The sequence below is a fragment of the Halanaerobium saccharolyticum genome, from assembly GCF_004362045.1.
GTDB lineage: Bacteria > Bacillota > Halanaerobiia > Halanaerobiales > Halanaerobiaceae > Halanaerobium > Halanaerobium saccharolyticum_C.
The window spans coordinates 1-16,818 of the sequence record NZ_SNWX01000024.1; the positions used below are offsets into that span (position 1 = coordinate 1).

15 protein-coding genes and 1 other annotated feature are annotated in these 16,818 nt (G+C 32.9%); all 15 genes read right to left on the minus strand.

The features are described from left to right. Window positions 1-112 precede the first annotated feature (112 nt). The 15 genes from DFR79_RS12130 to murC all read right to left on the minus strand — a co-directional run bounded on the left by DFR79_RS12130 (window position 113) and on the right by murC (window position 16,813). Entirely contained in the window at window positions 113-2,032 is a 1,920-nt protein-coding gene (locus DFR79_RS12130; RefSeq protein WP_133515749.1) for a V-type ATP synthase subunit I, read from the minus strand. A gap of 2 nt (window positions 2,033-2,034) precedes the next feature. After that, entirely contained in the window at window positions 2,035-3,090 is a 1,056-nt protein-coding gene (locus DFR79_RS12135; RefSeq protein WP_133515750.1) for a V-type ATPase subunit, read from the minus strand. A gap of 5 nt (window positions 3,091-3,095) precedes the next feature. Beyond that, window positions 3,096-3,416 (minus strand): hypothetical protein, encoded by a 321-nt coding sequence (locus DFR79_RS12140; protein WP_133515751.1) that lies wholly within the window; start codon window positions 3,414-3,416, stop codon window positions 3,096-3,098. A 15-nt stretch (window positions 3,417-3,431) separates the two neighbouring features. Further along, window positions 3,432-4,826, minus strand: coding sequence for an ATP-binding protein (locus tag DFR79_RS12145; protein ID WP_133515752.1), 1,395 nt, complete (start codon window positions 4,824-4,826; stop codon window positions 3,432-3,434). Continuing rightward, window positions 4,819-5,499 carry a response regulator transcription factor gene (locus tag DFR79_RS12150; protein ID WP_133515753.1) on the minus strand — a complete coding sequence of 227 codons (681 nt, stop codon included), beginning with the start codon at window positions 5,497-5,499 and terminating at the stop codon, window positions 4,819-4,821. Before DFR79_RS12150 ends, DFR79_RS12145 begins: the two co-directional genes overlap by 8 nt. Window positions 5,500-5,653: 154 nt before the next feature. Beyond that, window positions 5,654-8,449: an isoleucine--tRNA ligase gene (ileS, locus tag DFR79_RS12155; protein ID WP_133515754.1), complete on the minus strand. Its 2,796-nt coding sequence runs from the start codon at window positions 8,447-8,449 to the stop codon at window positions 5,654-5,656. 55 nt (window positions 8,450-8,504) lie between these two features. Continuing rightward, window positions 8,505-8,739, minus strand: a binding site (T-box leader). A 100-nt stretch (window positions 8,740-8,839) separates the two neighbouring features. Continuing rightward, window positions 8,840-9,370, minus strand: a complete 531-nt coding sequence (locus tag DFR79_RS12160) for a DivIVA domain-containing protein (RefSeq protein WP_133515755.1) — start codon at window positions 9,368-9,370, stop codon at window positions 8,840-8,842. 18 nt (window positions 9,371-9,388) lie between these two features. Next, window positions 9,389-10,177: an RNA-binding protein gene (locus DFR79_RS12165; RefSeq protein ID WP_133515756.1), complete on the minus strand. Its 789-nt coding sequence runs from the start codon at window positions 10,175-10,177 to the stop codon at window positions 9,389-9,391. Between the two features lie 12 nt (window positions 10,178-10,189). After that, a complete protein-coding gene (locus DFR79_RS12170; protein ID WP_133515757.1) occupies window positions 10,190-10,474 on the minus strand; it encodes a YggT family protein in 285 nt (94 codons plus the stop codon). A gap of 16 nt (window positions 10,475-10,490) precedes the next feature. Further along, entirely contained in the window at window positions 10,491-11,195 is a 705-nt protein-coding gene (locus DFR79_RS12175) for a YggS family pyridoxal phosphate-dependent enzyme (protein ID WP_133515758.1), read from the minus strand. Window positions 11,196-11,199: 4 nt separating this feature from the next. Further along, window positions 11,200-12,102, minus strand: a complete 903-nt coding sequence (locus tag DFR79_RS12180) for an HlyD family efflux transporter periplasmic adaptor subunit (protein ID WP_133515759.1) — start codon at window positions 12,100-12,102, stop codon at window positions 11,200-11,202. Between the two features lie 66 nt (window positions 12,103-12,168). Beyond that, window positions 12,169-13,245, minus strand: coding sequence for a cell division protein FtsZ (ftsZ, locus tag DFR79_RS12185; protein WP_133515760.1), 1,077 nt, complete (start codon window positions 13,243-13,245; stop codon window positions 12,169-12,171). Between the two features lie 56 nt (window positions 13,246-13,301). Beyond that, the gene (ftsA, locus tag DFR79_RS12190; protein WP_133515761.1) at window positions 13,302-14,588 is read right to left on the minus strand and encodes a cell division protein FtsA; all 1,287 of its coding nucleotides are present in this window, start codon (window positions 14,586-14,588) and stop codon (window positions 13,302-13,304) included. A 119-nt stretch (window positions 14,589-14,707) separates the two neighbouring features. Further along, complete coding sequence (locus DFR79_RS12195) at window positions 14,708-15,403, minus strand: cell division protein FtsQ/DivIB (protein ID WP_133515762.1); 696 nt, start codon at window positions 15,401-15,403, stop codon at window positions 14,708-14,710. A 36-nt stretch (window positions 15,404-15,439) separates the two neighbouring features. Next, on the minus strand, window positions 15,440-16,813 hold the full coding sequence (murC, locus tag DFR79_RS12200; protein WP_243727789.1) for a UDP-N-acetylmuramate--L-alanine ligase: 1,374 nt from the start codon (window positions 16,811-16,813) through the stop codon (window positions 15,440-15,442). Window positions 16,814-16,818 lie beyond the last annotated feature (5 nt).

Here is a 16,818-nt window from a genome sequence, read left to right on the forward strand (position 1 = left end):
ACATTCTAAAGATTTTTCTTATAATTAAATTAGTGGTGCTCTATTACTATTTGCTTACATTTTATGGTAACTATCATATTTTATTTGACGTTATCATAATATTTAAAAAAAATTATTCAATACTCAGCGGCTTGAATTCTCTCCCACTTCCGCTGTAGAATTTTGAAAAAATCTCAAAAAACTCTAATCTTAAGATCTGAATCCCAACAACAACACCTTCTAAAACCATAATTACTATATTACCCGCAATCAAAATTAAGAGGCTCCCGGCATTATTACTCACCATCTCAGATAGTATAATAACTGCCATTGACAAACCAACATGGTTTAAAGTAAAAGCACCAACTCTTAAAAAAGAAAGCGTATTACTTAAATATCCTAAAACAGAGTCGAAAAGTTCGAAAATAGACTCCAGCAGATACTCGGATATCTTTTTATCCACCTCAAATTTTTTTCCAACAATTAAATTGCCGAGCGGCTCTTTTAAAAATATCAGCAGTAATAAGCTTATTACTATGCTTAAGGTAAAAGGCAGCGGTATTAAAAGTCTATTCTGCAGACCGTAAGCAGCCAAACTTGAAAGCAGAAACAGATATAAGATTAGACCACTTAAGCCGCTGTCAGAAAATAATGCCTCTTTGTAATCTTTATTTTTAAATGAATTAAACAGGTTAAAAATCATTGATGTGATCAAAAGAAAAATTCCGATCATTACTGTAAAGCCGAGCCAGAACATAATATTCTCCATCGGCCTGATTACAAGTGCAGGAATCAGATCTTCCATTCCAAATATACTTCCGTAAAATGCACCAAAAAGCATCGAAGAAGATCCCAGTGAAATTAATATATAGCCTATACCCTGATCAGTGATAAACTTTATTTTATCTTTATAAATGGCCAGACCAAGCAGAACAAAAATTAAACCCTGGCCTAAGTCACCAAACATTATTCCAAATAATAATATATAACTTAAAGCAAAAAATAACGATGGATCAATTTCTCCATATTTGGGCAGCCCATATAGCTTAACCAGAGAAGAAAAAGATTTAACCCAGTCTGGATTTTCAATAATTGTTGGTGGCTCTTCTTCAGCAGTATTTTCAACTTCCTGACTGCTGTATAATACTTCTGGATATTTATTTGAAATTAACTTTTCAAATTCATTTTCGTTTTCTTCACTTATCCAGCCAGCTGTAATAAAGAAAAAATCACTTTTACCATAAAAGCTGTTATTTACATCTGTAATTCTATTAAATATTAACGCCTGCCTGTAATATTCCAATAACTGCTGCTGATAGCGGTGTTTTAATTTCTTAAATTCCAGCTTTATTTGATCTCTGATGATCTCAATCTTATCAAGTCGATATCTCGATTGATTTAGAATATCTTTGGGCTGTTCTTTAACTCTGTCAGGAAGTTCAATCCGATTAAAGTTGACTGAATTTAGAATGTCAAGTGCTTTTTGCTCATAATTCTTTTTAGCAAAGGTAAAAAACCAGACTCTTTCCTGATCTTCATTTACTTTTAAGACAAGAACTGGAACTTCGGTAACATTTTCAATCAGCCTCCTATATCTTTCCTGGCTTAAACTGCCAAAAATCAGGGTCACATAGGATAAGTTTTTTAAACTCTGAAGTTCTATATCAATATTCCGCATTACATAGACATGTCTAATTAGATTGTTTAATCTCTTTTCTTCAGCATCCAGTTTTTTAGTTATCCTTTCTAATTTATCAATCTTTTTCTGGATTGGATTAATAAAATCCTCAAGTTCTTCCAGACTAAATTCATTCAGCTGCTCAAAATTAGTGTTCTTTATTTCTTGATCTAAATTAAGACTGTCCATAATTTTGTTCAGCCTGTTAAAATAAGGTTTGTATGAATTTTCAATCTGATCATTTTTGAACTTCTTATGATATTTCTCTTTTTTTAAAAGTTCTATTTGACTATTTTTCATTATTTCTTCAGTTATTGAATCAATGTCATTTTTCAAGCCGAGAATCTGAAATTTTTTCATTTTTTTTATTCCCAAAATTACACCTCCCTTCTAATTAAGAAATTTTTAATCCGTTCATCTGGTAGAGAGTATCTAATCCCTTCAATTACTGTAATTATATCTCTAAGTTCATATTCTCTAAGGTACAAATAGGCAAGTATATTTGAAATCGTAAAAAAACTTTCAGATTTAATCTGCTGCAGTTTCTTAAATATATAATTTAAAAAAAATCTCTCAAAAATATTATTTGCGTCTTTAACTGCATTTTCAAGCAGCTCTTGATACGGAGCATAAGAAATTTGTTTGAATAAATCATCTGGATTATTTACCTGACTCAACTTTCTGAGTTCTTCTCTTGAAACTTTAAAATGAAAAGGAATAATATAATTTAATATTTCACCAGAAGATAAATTGTAATATCTTTTTATCCTGTAAATCCACTGAATATTTAAGAGATCAATCTGGGTTCCTATAATCTCATCAAAATATTTTTTGTCTTTTTTTGAAAATCCGCCAGCTAAGTCATTAAGGTGTGAAAAATAATGGAAGTCTAAAGTCATTTCTATTTGAAATAAATTTTTGTTCTGCTGGTACTGTTCTGCAAATTCGTCTAAAATTTCAGCGTAATGAAGTTCCTTCAGCACTTCCTGTATTTCTTGATAGGAAGAAGCCTGAATAAGATTATTAAAGTCAATTTTTTTATTACGATCTATATAAATTAAATTATCACTGAGATAATCTTCCTCATTTTCCATTAAAATAGTTCTCAAAATTATTTTTAAATCTTCAATTTCAAATTTTTTGAAATAATGTTCAATAAATTTTTCTAAATCCGAACTCAAATATTTCTTCAAAAAATCTTCAGAGAGGACAAGACTCTTTTTGAGATTTAGTTCAAGCTGACGTCGGTGAATTTCCTGTCCTGAAATATCTTCTAAATATTCTTTATAATATGTATTATCATAAAGATAGTTAAATGCTTCCTGAACCGAATTCAATTCTATTAAATTCTGAAAATCTTTTTCTTTAAGCATCTTACTGCTTAAAGCTTTTAATTTTGCATTAATAGCCGGATATTGAAAAATAGCTGCCATTATCTTCACCTTCCTGAGCTAATTATTTTATCAAAGTATTTTTTTATTAAATCATCTTTTACTTCCTGATAATCATTTTCTATTTTTTTTATTTCATTCTTACTTTCTTTTTTCAAATTAGCAGCAAATTTTTCTGCTCCCTCTTTGCTTTCTGCAAGTATTCTTTCTCCCTCTTCTTTACTTTCCTCGAGCTTTACTTTTTCTTCACGAGCCATTCTTTTTTCATATTTTTCTTCTAATTCTTTAATCTCCTTTGAAACATCTTCTTTTAAATTCTGTGCCTTTTTTTCAATATTTATAACTTTTTCTATTAATTCTTCCTGCATATTAATCCCCTCCTATTATTCTTTTGGCAGTATTATACTGAAATTACTGCCATTTTTCATGGAACTTTCAACTTTAATTTCTCCACCATGAATTTTAACAATCCAGCTGCAGATAGAGAGTCCCAGGCCAGTACCACCATATTCTCTTGAACGAGATTTATCAACTCTATAGAATCGTTTAAAAATATTATCCAGTTCCTCTTCTTCAATTCCTATACCATCATCTATAATATTTATTTTATATAAACTACCTTGAGTGGTTAGAATTACTTTTATTTCTCCCTCAGACTTAGTATATTTGACTGCATTGTCAATTAAATTTAACAAAAGCTGAGTAATCAAACTTAAATCAGCTTTTATTTTAAAATCTTGTTTTCCGAAAGTTTTCTTAATAATAGAAATGTTTTTTTCCAGAGCCAGGTTATTCATTTCTTCTATTACTGTGTCAACCACAATATTTAAATCAAATTTTTCTTTATCAAGTTTAATGTTTTTTTCATCTGCTTTTGCCAGCAGCAGCATTTGAGAAATTAGGTTATTCATCTGAACGATGTGTTTTTTAATGGTTAATAATATATCTTTTTGTTCAACAGTCAGCTTCTCTTCTGAATCGAGTGCTTCATCTACTTGAGCCTTAATAACAGAAACTGGAGTTTTAAGTTCATGAGAAACATCAGCATTAAACTGTTTTTGCCGATAAAATGAATTTTCCAGTCTATCTAATAGATTATTTAAGGTTTTGACCAGTCTTCCTACTTCATTTTCTCTATTCGCAGAGATTTTTATTCTCTGCGAAAGATTTTTTTGACTAATTTTTTCTGCAGTGGCAGAAATAATATCAATTGCCTTTAAGGCCCGATTGGCAAGAAAATATCCTCCTCCACTGGCCAGTATTAAAGTTAAGGGAATCATTATTAGAAAAATCACTACTAATTTATCCAGCACTCTCTCTTCTCTGGCAAAAGAATATAAAAGAGTTATAAAGCCAGTCATTTCAGTTGTTCTGGAATCATTGAAATCATAGGGAGCAGCCAGTACAGCCCATTTTTGATTATTATATTCAATTATTTTAAATTTATTAATAGCCTCTAGATTTAAATTTTTAATGAAATCAGAACTAGTATGCTTACTTATTAATTTACCCTGACTATTGATAAAATAACTTTTGATGTTTTGATTGTTGATGCTTCTTAAAGGATCTGAACCTATTTTGATAGGATCTCTGACTTCTGATTTGATATTTTGCATCTCCATTTTTAAGATGCTGTGCACTTCCTCTTTTAGCTGTTTTTCTAAATAAAAATAAAGTATAGAGCTAAAAAAGATTAAAACAAGAAAAAGGATAATCATATACCAGATTGTCAAATTTATTTTTAAAGGATATTTTTTATAATTAAAATTTTTACTCATCTTTAATAACCTTCATTTTATAACCGTGACCTCTGACTGTTTTTAGCAGCTTTATTCTATGTTGATTATCAATTTTCTTTCTTAAAAACCTGATATATACATCAACAATATTTGTATTATTTCCACTCATATATCCCCACACATGTTCTTCAATCTGGGACCGACTAAGGACATTCCCTCTATTTCTCATTAAATACTCCAACAGAGCATATTCTTTACTGGTTAGTTCAATTTTTTTGCCTGCTCTTTTAGCAGTATAGTCAACAGTATTTAAAACTAGATCACCATTTTTCAATTTATTACTATGTTCTTTAACTCCTCTTCTAAAAATTGTTTTGATCCGTGCAATTAATTCTTCAAATGCAAATGGTTTAGTTAAGTAATCATCAGCCCCCATATTTAAGCCTTTAACTTTATCCTCTATGCTATCTTTTGCAGTTAAGATGAGCACCGGAGTCTTATCTTTCCATTCTCTTAATTCTGCCAGAACTTCCAGACCATTCTTTTTGGGAATCATTATATCCAAAATAATTAAATCATATTGATTAACAATTGTCTTATCAATTGCTGCTTCTCCATCATAGGCAATATCAGCAGTAAAATTTTCTCTTTCCAATCTTTTTTTTATTATTTTAGCTAAATCTTTTTCATCTTCAACAATCAGAATATTCATTAATAACACTTCCCTAAATCTAAAATTTGACTTTAATAACAGAGAATAATTTACTATTTAAAAATTATAACAGTGCTTTATTAAAAAATGATTAAAAAAAGCAGCCTCATCTGAGGCTGCTTTTAATTAGTCCTATGCTCTTTGCTTTCCTTCACTATTTTTCCGCTTCAATAACTTCTGCACAGCGCTGACAAATATCTTCATGTTCTTCAAGCTCTCCAACTGTCTCGTCATACTTCCAGCAGCGGTCACATTTTTCGCCTCTGGCCTCGCTAACTTTAACCAAGACAGAACTATCTTCACCCTGATGAGCATTCTCGGCAGTTAATTCATCATTAAGTTCAGCCTGAGATACTATAAATAAATCAGCTAATTGATTAATTTCTGAACTTAATAACTGCTGCTGCTCTTCAGATGTTCCTTTAAGTTCTACCATTGCTTCCAGTGAATTACCAATTTTTTTGTCTGCTCTTGCTAATTCTAAAGCTTTAGAGACATCTTTTCTAACTGACAGCAGCTTATCCCACTTATTGATCAATTTCTGATCAAAGTAATTTTTCTTAACTTCCGGCCAGTCAGTTAAAAATACACTTTCCTCAGCTTTCATTTTCTCAGGTAGGAACTGCCAGACTTCTTCTGATGTATGAGGAATTATTGGAGCAAGTGTAATAACCAGAGCCATCATTATATCATAAAGTGTACTCTGGGCGGAACGTCTGCTTAAAGAGTCAGTTCCATCTGTATAAAGACGATCTTTAGTAATATCCATATAAAGTGAACTCATCTCTACAGTACAGAAATTGTGAACATCATGATAAACCCGGTGATATTCATATTTTTCATAGGCAGAGGTTATTTTTTCAATTAAATCCTGCAGCCGAATCATAATCCAGCGATCCAGTTCTCTGCGGTCTTCATATTCTACATAATTTTGTTCACTGTCAAAATCGCTGATATTACCTAAAATGAAACGGTAGGTATTTCTAATTCTTCTGTAAGCTTCAGAACTCTGTTTTAAGATATTATCGGAAACTCTAATATCATTTTTAAAATCAGAAGATGCAACCCAGAGTCTTAAAATATCAGCACCATACTGGTCGATTACTTTATGAGGCGAAACTACATTACCTCTGGATTTAGACATCTTATTACCTTTTTTATCTACTGTAAAACCATTAGTAATTACCTCTTTGTAGGGAGCAGTACCCTCTGTTGCAACAGCTGTTAATAGTGAAGAGTTAAACCAACCGCGATATTGATCTGTACCTTCAAGATAAACCTGGGCCGGCCAGCTTAAATTATCTCTTGTTTCTAAAACAGCCTTATGACTGGAACCTGAATCAAACCAGACATCCATAATATCTTCTTCTTTTGTAAAGTGATTCCCACCACAATGAGGACAACTATAAGATTCTGGCAATAGTTCTTTTGCTGAAAGCTCATACCAAGAAGATGAACCTTTTTCTGCAAAAATTTCTTTAACAGAGTCTAAAGTATCATCATTAATTACTGCTTCTCCACAATCATCACAGAAGAAAATAGGAATTGGTACACCCCACTTTTTCTGACGGGAAATACACCAATCTGAGCGTTCTGAAATCATATTTGTCATTCTTTCTGCTCCCCACTCAGGATACCAGTCAACATCTGCAATTGCTGCCAGAGTTTCTTCTTTAATAGCATCGATTGAGGCAAACCACTGATCGGTAGCTCTAAAAATCAAATTATTTTTACAGCGCCAGCAGTGAGGATAACGGTGATCAATAAAGTCAAGATTCATCAATAAATTCTGCTCTTTTAATTTGTCTGTTACCATAATATTAGCTTCATCATAGTGTTTGCCTGCAAAATCACCTGCCTCTTCGGTAAAGTAGCCCTGATTATCCATTGGTGCATAAACTTCTAAGTCATATTCCTGGCCAACTATAAAGTCATCATGTCCGTGCCCGGGAGCAGTATGGATACAACCCGAACCCTGTTCTAAGGTTACATGATCTCCAAGGATTAATAGTGATTCTCTATCAAAAAATGGGTGTCTGGCTCTTTTATTTTCAAGTTCTTTACCGCTAAATTCTTCACTGATAATCTCATAATCTTCAATTCCAGACTTAGACATGACTGAGTCTACAAGTTCTTTAGCCATTACCAGTTTTTCTCCCTCTGCTTCTACAACAACATAAGGATATTCTGGATGAAAAGCAATAGCCATATTAGAAGGAATAGTCCAGGGAGTTGTTGTCCAGATAACTATATAGCTATCTTCACTATTTAAAGTAACTCCACCAACTTCAACCTGATCCATCATTGGGAATTTAACAAAAATAGAAGGTGCTCTATCTTCACCATATTCTACTTCTGCTTCGGCAAGAGCTGTCTCACAGTGAGGACACCAGTGTACAGGTTTTTTGCCGCGATAAAACAGATCTTTTTTAGCCATTTCTCCAAAAACTTCTATCTGTTTTACTTCATATTCCTTATTTAAAGTTAGATAAGGATTATCCCACTCTCCCCAGACACCGAGCCGTTTAAACTGCTCCCGCTGACGATCAATATATTTCAAAGCATAATTTGTACATTTTTCTCTTAATTCTGGGACAGAAAGTTCAGCTCTTTCTTCATCTGTCATTTCGCTTGTTACTTGATATTCTATTGGTAAACCATGGGTATCCCATCCCGGTACATAGGGAGAATAATAACCTTTTAATGTTGCAAATCTGGTCACAAAATCTTTCAAAATCTTATTTAAGGCATGACCAATATGGATATCTCCATTTGCATAGGGAGGACCATCATGTAAAATAAAAGATTGATTCCCCTCTCTATTCTCTACTGCTTTTTCGTAAATCTCTTTTTCCTGCCATAACTTCTGAAAATCAATTTCGCGTTCACTTAGATTTGCCCGCATCGGAAAATCTGTATCAGGTAAATTAATTGTCTCTTTATAACTCATTTACTTTAATAACCTCCTGTAAAAATATATTAAAAATAAAAAAAGCCTCTGTCCTGTAAGGGACGAGAGACCGCGGTACCACCCTAATTAAAATCAGTAAATAGTCTTTGAAATAAATTCAAAATCACTAATTTTATCTTAGCAATCTTTAACGCAGAAATACGGGTATACTACTCGATTCATATACCGACTCCAGGGTGATCTTCTCAATTTTCTGTTTCCCGGCTTTCACCAGACCCGGTTCGCTGAAAACTATTAAAAATTGATACTTTCCCCTTCAAAATCACTTTATTATATAACATTTTTTACAATTATAAACTATCATTAAAAATAAGTCAAGTTCTACCCTCAATATTGTTTGTTAAATAATTAATGATGCAGGTAAAAATTTCACCTATTTTCTTCAAAATCACTACTATCTTCAATTTCACTTTCTATTGCTAAAGCAGAATCATCAAAATCGCCTCTTAAAGATTCTTCATTTTCTTCATTTAACATTTCCAGATGACTTTCCAGTAAAGTTTGAAAACGAATTTTAAAGAAATTCCTCTGTTCCCGCAGCTGTTCAAGTTTTCTTTTTTCAGAAGCTACCTGATTACGGGCATTTTCTTTAATTTCTTCTGCCTTCATTCTTGCCTCTTTTCTGATCATTCGTGCTTCATTATCAGCCTGTTCAATTCTTTCGGAGACAGTTCCCTTAATTGAATCAAGAGTGCTTTGAAGTTTATCTTCCATATCCTCATAATTTTCTATTTTTTCTTTAAGTTCCTGGTTCTCTTCCTGCAGATTATTTAAATCCTTAAGTAAACGTTCATAAGCAACTCCGACATCATCCAAAAATTCATCAACCTGAGTTGTATTATAGCCAAAAGTTGATTTTTTAAATTCTTTGTTATATATATCAAGCGGGTTTAGTTTCAAAATATCCCTCCTCTACAACTAAGTCAATCTTTTTAAAGTTAACTTAATTCTTCCTTTATTTGAAATACCTCTTTTTGCTTCTACTTTAACTCTACCCCTACCTCTAACAGAAATCAAGTCCCCAATCTCTACTTCTGCTGCCGGGTCTGATTCGATTTTCCAGTTCAATTTAACCTTCTCGTTTTCTATATCTCTGGACATTTTACTACGAGAATCTCCAAAACCCGAACTGGCAACTGAATCCAGTCTCATAGAAGCAACTGTGGTCAATATTTCTTTTTCGTACTGTACAGGTTTTACTATCTCAGATTCAGTAATTTCCTTAACATCAACAGGTACCTGATGTACCTTATCCAATTTTAATTCAATAACATCCTCAATTTCTGCTGCTACAATAATCTGAGCAAAATCCGAATGAACAAGAATATCACCAATTACTTTTCTCTGCAGCCCCAGGCCCATCAGAGCACCTAAAAAATCCCGGTGGCTTAGTTTTTGAAAAGAAAAATTTCCATCAAGCTGATAAATTTTAATCTGCTTTTCTACTAAATCCGGAAAAAGATATTCTGGGAAAATGACCAGTCTTTTTCTTTCAGCCTGAGGATAACCGCCTTCTTTTTTGAAATTAATTTCTGCAATCTGTTCAATTAACGGTATCGCTATGTCTATCTGATAAGGGTTCAAAAAATCTGTAGCCTGAGTTTTGTGATATTTTAAAACCTGTTCACACTTATCTAAAACATGTGAACCCAGCCTTCTATCCTCTTCTCTGTGTAAATGATTTAACAATTTGTCTTGATCAAACATAGATTCCCACCTTTATATTACCAGAGTAATTAAAATATCTCTAATGAAACCATGGATAATCTGTAAAGCAAAAATTGCGATTAATGGCGAAATATCAATACCAAGTATGCCCCCACTGGGAAGCAGCTCTCTAATTGGACCCAGAATTGGCTCAGTAGCATCAAAAATAAATTTAATTACTTTTTGCCAGCGCATATCACTGGGATTTGGCTGAACCCAGGAGATAATTACCCGACCAATAATCAATAAATTTAAAATCTCAAAAACTGCACTTACTATTCTTACTAATATAAACATTGTTTTGCCTCCAAAATTAGTATTCTCTTTCTCCAAATATTGCTGTACCAACCCTGACTATAGTTGCACCTTCTTCTACAGCAATTTGATAGTCATTTGTCATCCCCATTGACAGCTCTTTTAATTGAGTAACCTCACGCGAAAGCTGATCAAATAATTTTTTCATATCCTTAAAATATGAACGAAGTTTTTCTGTATCATCTAAGTAGGGCAGGACAGTCATTAATCCCTCCACTTTTAAATACTCTAAATTAATTATTTTTCTTAAAAAAACTTCTGCTCGGTCAGGAGTTATTCCAAATTTATTTTCATCACCGGCAATATTGATTTCAATTAGTACCGATATTTTTCTCTCGTTTTTTTTGGCTCTTTTATTTACTTCCCTGGCAAGTCTTAAGCTGTCAATAGACTCAATCATCCTACAATTTTCCATCCTCATAAGATATTTTACTTTATTTCTCTGTAAATGTCCAATGAAATGCCAGTCAAGCTTAATATTATCAGACATCAGTTTATCATTTTTCTCTTCTAATTCCTGAACTCTATTTTCACCAAAAAACTTAACCCCTGCTTCATTTAAAATTTTTATTGAGCCAGCCTTTTGGTTTTTGCTTACAGCAAGCAGCTTTACTTGAGTATGGTCTCTATCAGCAGCTGCCGCCGCTTTTTTTATATTATCCTTAACTTTATTTAAATTAGAAATTAGTTTATCTTTCTGCATAAGCCTAAACCTCCCTGCCGTAATTGAAATCTTCAGGATTTGTGATTATTTCTTCCCCAATCTCTAAACCGCTCACTATTACATATTCATCATTTCCATTTAAAATTACAACTTCCTGAAACTTATATTTATTATACCCACTAACCTTAAGAACACCCTGGCCAGAAGGTTGACTAAATACTGCTTTGCGGGGTATTTTAATACCTCGATAAATATTTTTGATAATATTCACTTCTATTCTTCTTCTATTAATCCAGCGAGGAATAAATTGATCTAACTCAATCAAGAAAAAAGTATCCTCCAGATTGGGTAGAATATCAAAAATTCTGGCTTTAAAAAGTTCTTCTGAATTTTTCTGCGCTATAAATATTACTTCATTAGTTCTAAATCTATCAACCTGTGACTTCGGAACCTGTACTATTAAAAAAAGTTTAAAGTTATTAATTATTCTATACAGTGTCTCTCCTTTTTTGACCCTATCTCCAGAAAGAAGATGTTCATAGTTTCCTCTTAACTCCTCAAAATCACTATATTTAATTTGATTTAAGTTATCAATATTTACTTCATCCTCTAAACCATCTACAGCAAAACTAACTATTCCTGCATTCTTATTAAATATCTTCTGCTGCCTGTCCGAAGATCTAATTACTGCCAGTTTTCTACCTGAAGCAAGTCTATCTCCCTCACCAACCAGAAGTTCTACTCGACCTGAAATTGGAGCCCTGATAACTTTTTCATCTCTAACAATCAGTGCCTCAGTCCAGAATCCATCAATAACTTCTCCCTGAGCAGCTAACATAGTTTCATATCTTGCTGCCCCAAAAAATTGAGTTCCTAAGATAAAAACAACCATTAAAATAAATATTATAACAAAAGGTTTAAAATTTGTAGCATTTTTTTTTGCCATCAGCATCACCTTAAAAGAAAGAGATAATCTAAATCCTGATGTAATTACATCAGGATTTTATTGTTATTATCCTTTTTTATTTCTTAAAAAAGCCGGTATATCAAGATCATCACCAGAAAAACTCTCCATTTCAAAATCTTCTTCCGGCATCTCTTCATCTTTAGTATTCTTAATTTCCTTTTTAGGAGACCCCGCATCAAAACCAGTCGCAATAACTGTAACTTTAACTTCACTTTCTAATTCTTCATCAATTACAGCTCCTAAAATAATATTTGCATCAGGATCAGCCACTTCCTGAATAACTCTGGCTGCTTCATTTGCTTCATGGATCCCCAGATCCAGACCTCCAGTAATATTTAATAATACACCTCGAGCTCCATCAATAGAGGCCTCCAATAATGGAGAAGCAATGGCCAGTTTTGCAGCCTCAGTTGCTCTATTATCTCCATCAGATTTGCCAATTCCCATGAGCGCTGAACCAGCGTCAGTCATAATTGTCTTTACATCAGCAAAGTCAAGGTTAATAATACCAGTAATTGTAATTAAATCAGAAATACCCTGTACACCCTGTCTTAATACATTATCCGCAATTTTAAAGGCGTCCATTAAACTTGTCTGTTTTTCAGCCACTTCCAATAAGCGGTCATTAGGAATTACAATTAAAGTATCTACTTTATTTTTTAGCTCTTCTATTCCCGAAATAGCATTACTCATTCTTTTTTTACCCTCTACTGTCAGCGGTTTAGTAACAACTCCAACAGTCAGTGCACCCAGTTTTTTTGCTGCCTCAGCAACTACAGGAGCAGCTCCAGTACCTGTTCCACCACCCATACCAGCAGTAATAAATACCATATCTGCACCATCTATAGCCTGTGCAATTTCTTCTCTATTTTCTTCAGCCGCTTCAAAACCAATCTCTGGATCTGAACCTGCTCCCAGACCTCTGGTTATTTTTTCTCCAATTCTAATTGTTACTCCAGCATTAGAAGCCATTAAAGCCTGTGCATCTGTATTAATTGCAATAAATTCAACTCCATCTAAACCTTCTTCAATCATTCTATTGACGGCATTATTGCCGCCACCACCTACACCAACAACTTTTATATTTGCAAATTGTTCAATTTCTGTTCCAATATCAAACACTAATATTCCCTCCCCGTTAAGGATAATATGTAAGCTTATCAAAATAATTTCTGGTTTTAGAAAAACTCACTAAACCAGGTTTTTAGTTTTGTAAAAAACCCACTTACAATTTCTTTGCTATTATTACTATTATTACTGCTCAGGTTACTATTCCTGGCATCTCCATTTTCCAGAGCAAACTCAATCAAACCTACAGCTGTAGAAAAAATTGCCCGGGGGATAGTATCACCCTTTTTTATATATACGGGATTATCAATAACATTTGACAGCCCACTAACATAATCAGGTTCTCCTATTCGAACTGGTAGTTCTGTAATATCAGAAGCAAGTTTTTCGGAACCCTCCAGTAAAGAGGCTCCTCCGGTCAAAATCATACCAGCAGGTGTCAGATCAGCAGAACCAGCACTATCCAGTTCCTTTTTGACAAGTGAAAATACTTCGCTCATTCGCGGTTCAATCACCTGACAGAGCATTTTGCGAGAAAGTTTCTTTCTTTCCTTTCCACTAGCAGCCAGAACCTCAATTTTATCACTTTCATCAATTTCTGCTGGCAAAACCGAACCATGCATTATCTTGATTTTCTCTGCTTCAGAAACAGGGGTTCTTAAACCTACTGCAATATCATTGCTGACATGATTACCTCCAACAGGAATTACTGCAGTATGTGCTATACTGCCTTCATGAAAGACAATAACATCAGTAGTTCCACCACCAATATCTACTAAAACAGCTCCTAACTCTTTTTCATCATCAGATAAAACAGCCTGGCTGGAAGCCAGCGGTTCTAAAACCACCTCATCAACACTTAAACCGGCTCTTAAAATACTTTTTACCAGATTCTGAATTGAGGTTGAAGCACCTTTTATAATATGAGTTTCCACCTCAAGTCGAACTCCAGACATTCCTAAAGGGTCCTGAATCCCTGGACTACCATCTACAATGAACTCTCTGGGAAGCACATGTAAAATATCTTCCTCAGCTGATACAGGAATTATTCGCGCTGCATCAATAACTCTTTTTATATCACTCTCTTTAATTTCCTTTTCATCTCCAGTAACTGCAACAACTCCATGACTGTTGATAGACTTAATATGTGAACCAGCAATCCCAACATATGCAGAATCTACCTTCTGTCCGGCCATTCTTTCTGCCTTCTGAACAGCACTTTTTATTGCATGACTGGTTTTATCTATATCAACTACAATTCCTTTGCGGAGGCCGTTAGATGGAGCTAAACCTATTCCAATAATCTCAATATTATTATCTCCATTAATTTCTGCTATTAATGCACATATCTTAGTGGTGCCGATATCAAGCCCAGTAACTATCTTTCTCCTTTTCACAACAGTCTACCTCCTTTCTTATCCAAACATTTCTTTTTTTTATTCATTTAATAAATCAGGCTCAATTAAAATAGTTCAATATAAATTTTGTTATTCCTTTATTATTGATAAAATTATCCTTATTTTAACTTAATTACAGGATGTTTTATAACCTGTAAATTAATATAATCAATGTCAGCTTCCTGATTATTATTTAAAATAGAATTTAAAATTGCAAATTTATCTTCCAGCTTTTCATTCCTACCTAAATTAACCCCTCCACCTTCTCTCAAATATAACTTATAAACATCATCCTGATAAATTATTTTTTTAAACTTTCCAAGATATTCAGGCCTTAGGTTATTAAAAATATTTAAAATATCATCTGCTAATAGAGGAAAGAATACTTTATGATTATCAAAATAATAAGCAAAACCAGCAAGTTGAGGTAAATTAACCTCTGCTGTTAAACCTTTTTCTGCTAAAATTATGCCATCTGCAGAAAAAATCAACTTTTGGTTGTTGTTTTTCAGCCAGGCTACTGCCTTTCTTTCTTCAATTACTACATGAACTGTTGAAGGGTATGATTTTTCTATTTGAACTGAAGATATCAAATTATGTTTTAATAAATTATTTTTCAATTCCTCTTCGTTCAAAAATAATAAATTATCACCATAAAATTTATTAATTCTTAATCTTAACTCATTTTTATTCATCTCAGTTCGAGAATGAAATACAAAATCCCTGATATGAAAAAAAGGAGAAAAAAGAAAAGATAAAAAAGTTAGAAATATAAAAAATAATAGCATCAGAACGATCTGATATTTTTTCTCCATTAATCATCCCTCACAAAATTGAACCAATATAATAACCTAATTATTTTTTAAAATCAAATCAGGAAGTTCTGTAATATCGCCCGCTCCAACAGTCAGAATAATATCTCCTGCCTCAGCTTCAGCCAATAATCTAGCAGTAATTTCATTAAAATCAGCTAGATAATTACATTCCACAGCAGAATTTTTAGAAATTTTATCTGCTAAATCTTTTAAAGAAATAATATAATTCTTTTTTTCTGAAGCAGAAAAGATATCAGTTAAGTATACCTGATCAGCATCAGCAAATGCCTGACTAAACTCTTCTAGAAATTTATAAGTTCTGCTGTATCGATGGGGCTGAAAAATAACTCTAATTTTATTATAATCCATGTTTTTTACAGTCTTTAAAAGTTCTCTAATCTCAGTTGGATGATGGGCATAATCATCCACAATATCAACAGTAGAATTTAAAACTTGACCCTTATAATCAAATCTACGATCAACTCCACTAAATTCTTTAAGAGCAGCCTGAATTACTTCAATGTCTATTTTTAAACACCTGGCTGCCGCGGCTGCAGCCAGAGCATTATAAATATTATATTCTCCAGGAACAGAAAGTTCAATTGCAGCAGCAAATTCTTCTGAATGATATAAATCAAAAAAACTATTAAAATTATGATACTTGATATTTTTAGCTGTGAATTCTCCCTCTTTTAAGGAAAAACTGCTGCAATTTTTTCTATTTTTAAAAAGAAAATCTAAGTTTTTATCATCTTTATTATATAATAGAATTGCCCGCTTGTCATTTTTATCGGCAAATCTTTTAAAAATATCTTCAAATTCTTTAAAATCCCGATAAAAATCAGGATGATCAAGCTCCAGATTATTTAGTAATAATAAATCTGGATCAAAATAAAGAAAAGATCCATCACTCTCATCTGCCTCAGTTATAAAATATTCACCTCTGCCATCTGCCATATTACCTTTTAGTTCCTCGAGAAATCCTCCTACCATAACTGCAGGATCTTTTTTTGCCCGCCTAAAAATTGCAGCCAGCATCGCTGTAACAGTTGTTTTGCCGTGAGTTCCAGCAACAGCAATAGTTTTTTTGTTTCTCATTAAATAGGAAAGCATCTCTGCCCTTTTAACTATTTTTAAGCCTTTTTTTCTGGCTGCCTTAATTTCGGGGTTATTATCGGGAATGGCACTGGTTTTGACTATTATATCAGCACCCTCAATATTAGAAGCAGTATGACCTATAAAAAGTTTAATTTTATATTTTCTTAATAAATCCAGATATTTGCTTTCTTTTAGATCAGAACCACTTACTTTATAACCTCTTTCCGCAAGAATTTCTGCTATACCACTCATCGAAACTCCACCTATGCCAATCAAATGAATATGCGAATTTTTATTTAGCAAAATAATCACCCTAA

Bases quoted from the DNA above. Each gene is read 5' to 3' on its own strand.
- DFR79_RS12135 (WP_133515750.1), bottom strand. From the start codon at position 3,090: ATGGCAGCTATTTTTCAATATCCGGCTATTAATGCAAAATTAAAAGCT.
- DFR79_RS12140 (WP_133515751.1), bottom strand. From the start codon at position 3,416: ATGCAGGAAGAATTAATAGAAAAAGTTATAAATATTGAAAAAAAGGCA.
- DFR79_RS12145 (WP_133515752.1), bottom strand. From the start codon at position 4,826: ATGAGTAAAAATTTTAATTATAAAAAATATCCTTTAAAAATAAATTTG.
- DFR79_RS12150 (WP_133515753.1), bottom strand. From the start codon at position 5,499: ATGAATATTCTGATTGTTGAAGATGAAAAAGATTTAGCTAAAATAATA.
- ileS (WP_133515754.1), bottom strand. From the start codon at position 8,449: ATGAGTTATAAAGAGACAATTAATTTACCTGATACAGATTTTCCGATG.
- DFR79_RS12165 (WP_133515756.1), bottom strand. From the start codon at position 10,177: ATGTTTGATCAAGACAAATTGTTAAATCATTTACACAGAGAAGAGGAT.
- DFR79_RS12170 (WP_133515757.1), bottom strand. From the start codon at position 10,474: ATGTTTATATTAGTAAGAATAGTAAGTGCAGTTTTTGAGATTTTAAAT.
- DFR79_RS12175 (WP_133515758.1), bottom strand. From the start codon at position 11,195: ATGCAGAAAGATAAACTAATTTCTAATTTAAATAAAGTTAAGGATAAT.
- DFR79_RS12180 (WP_133515759.1), bottom strand. From the start codon at position 12,102: ATGGCAAAAAAAAATGCTACAAATTTTAAACCTTTTGTTATAATATTT.
- DFR79_RS12195 (WP_133515762.1), bottom strand. From the start codon at position 15,403: ATGGAGAAAAAATATCAGATCGTTCTGATGCTATTATTTTTTATATTT.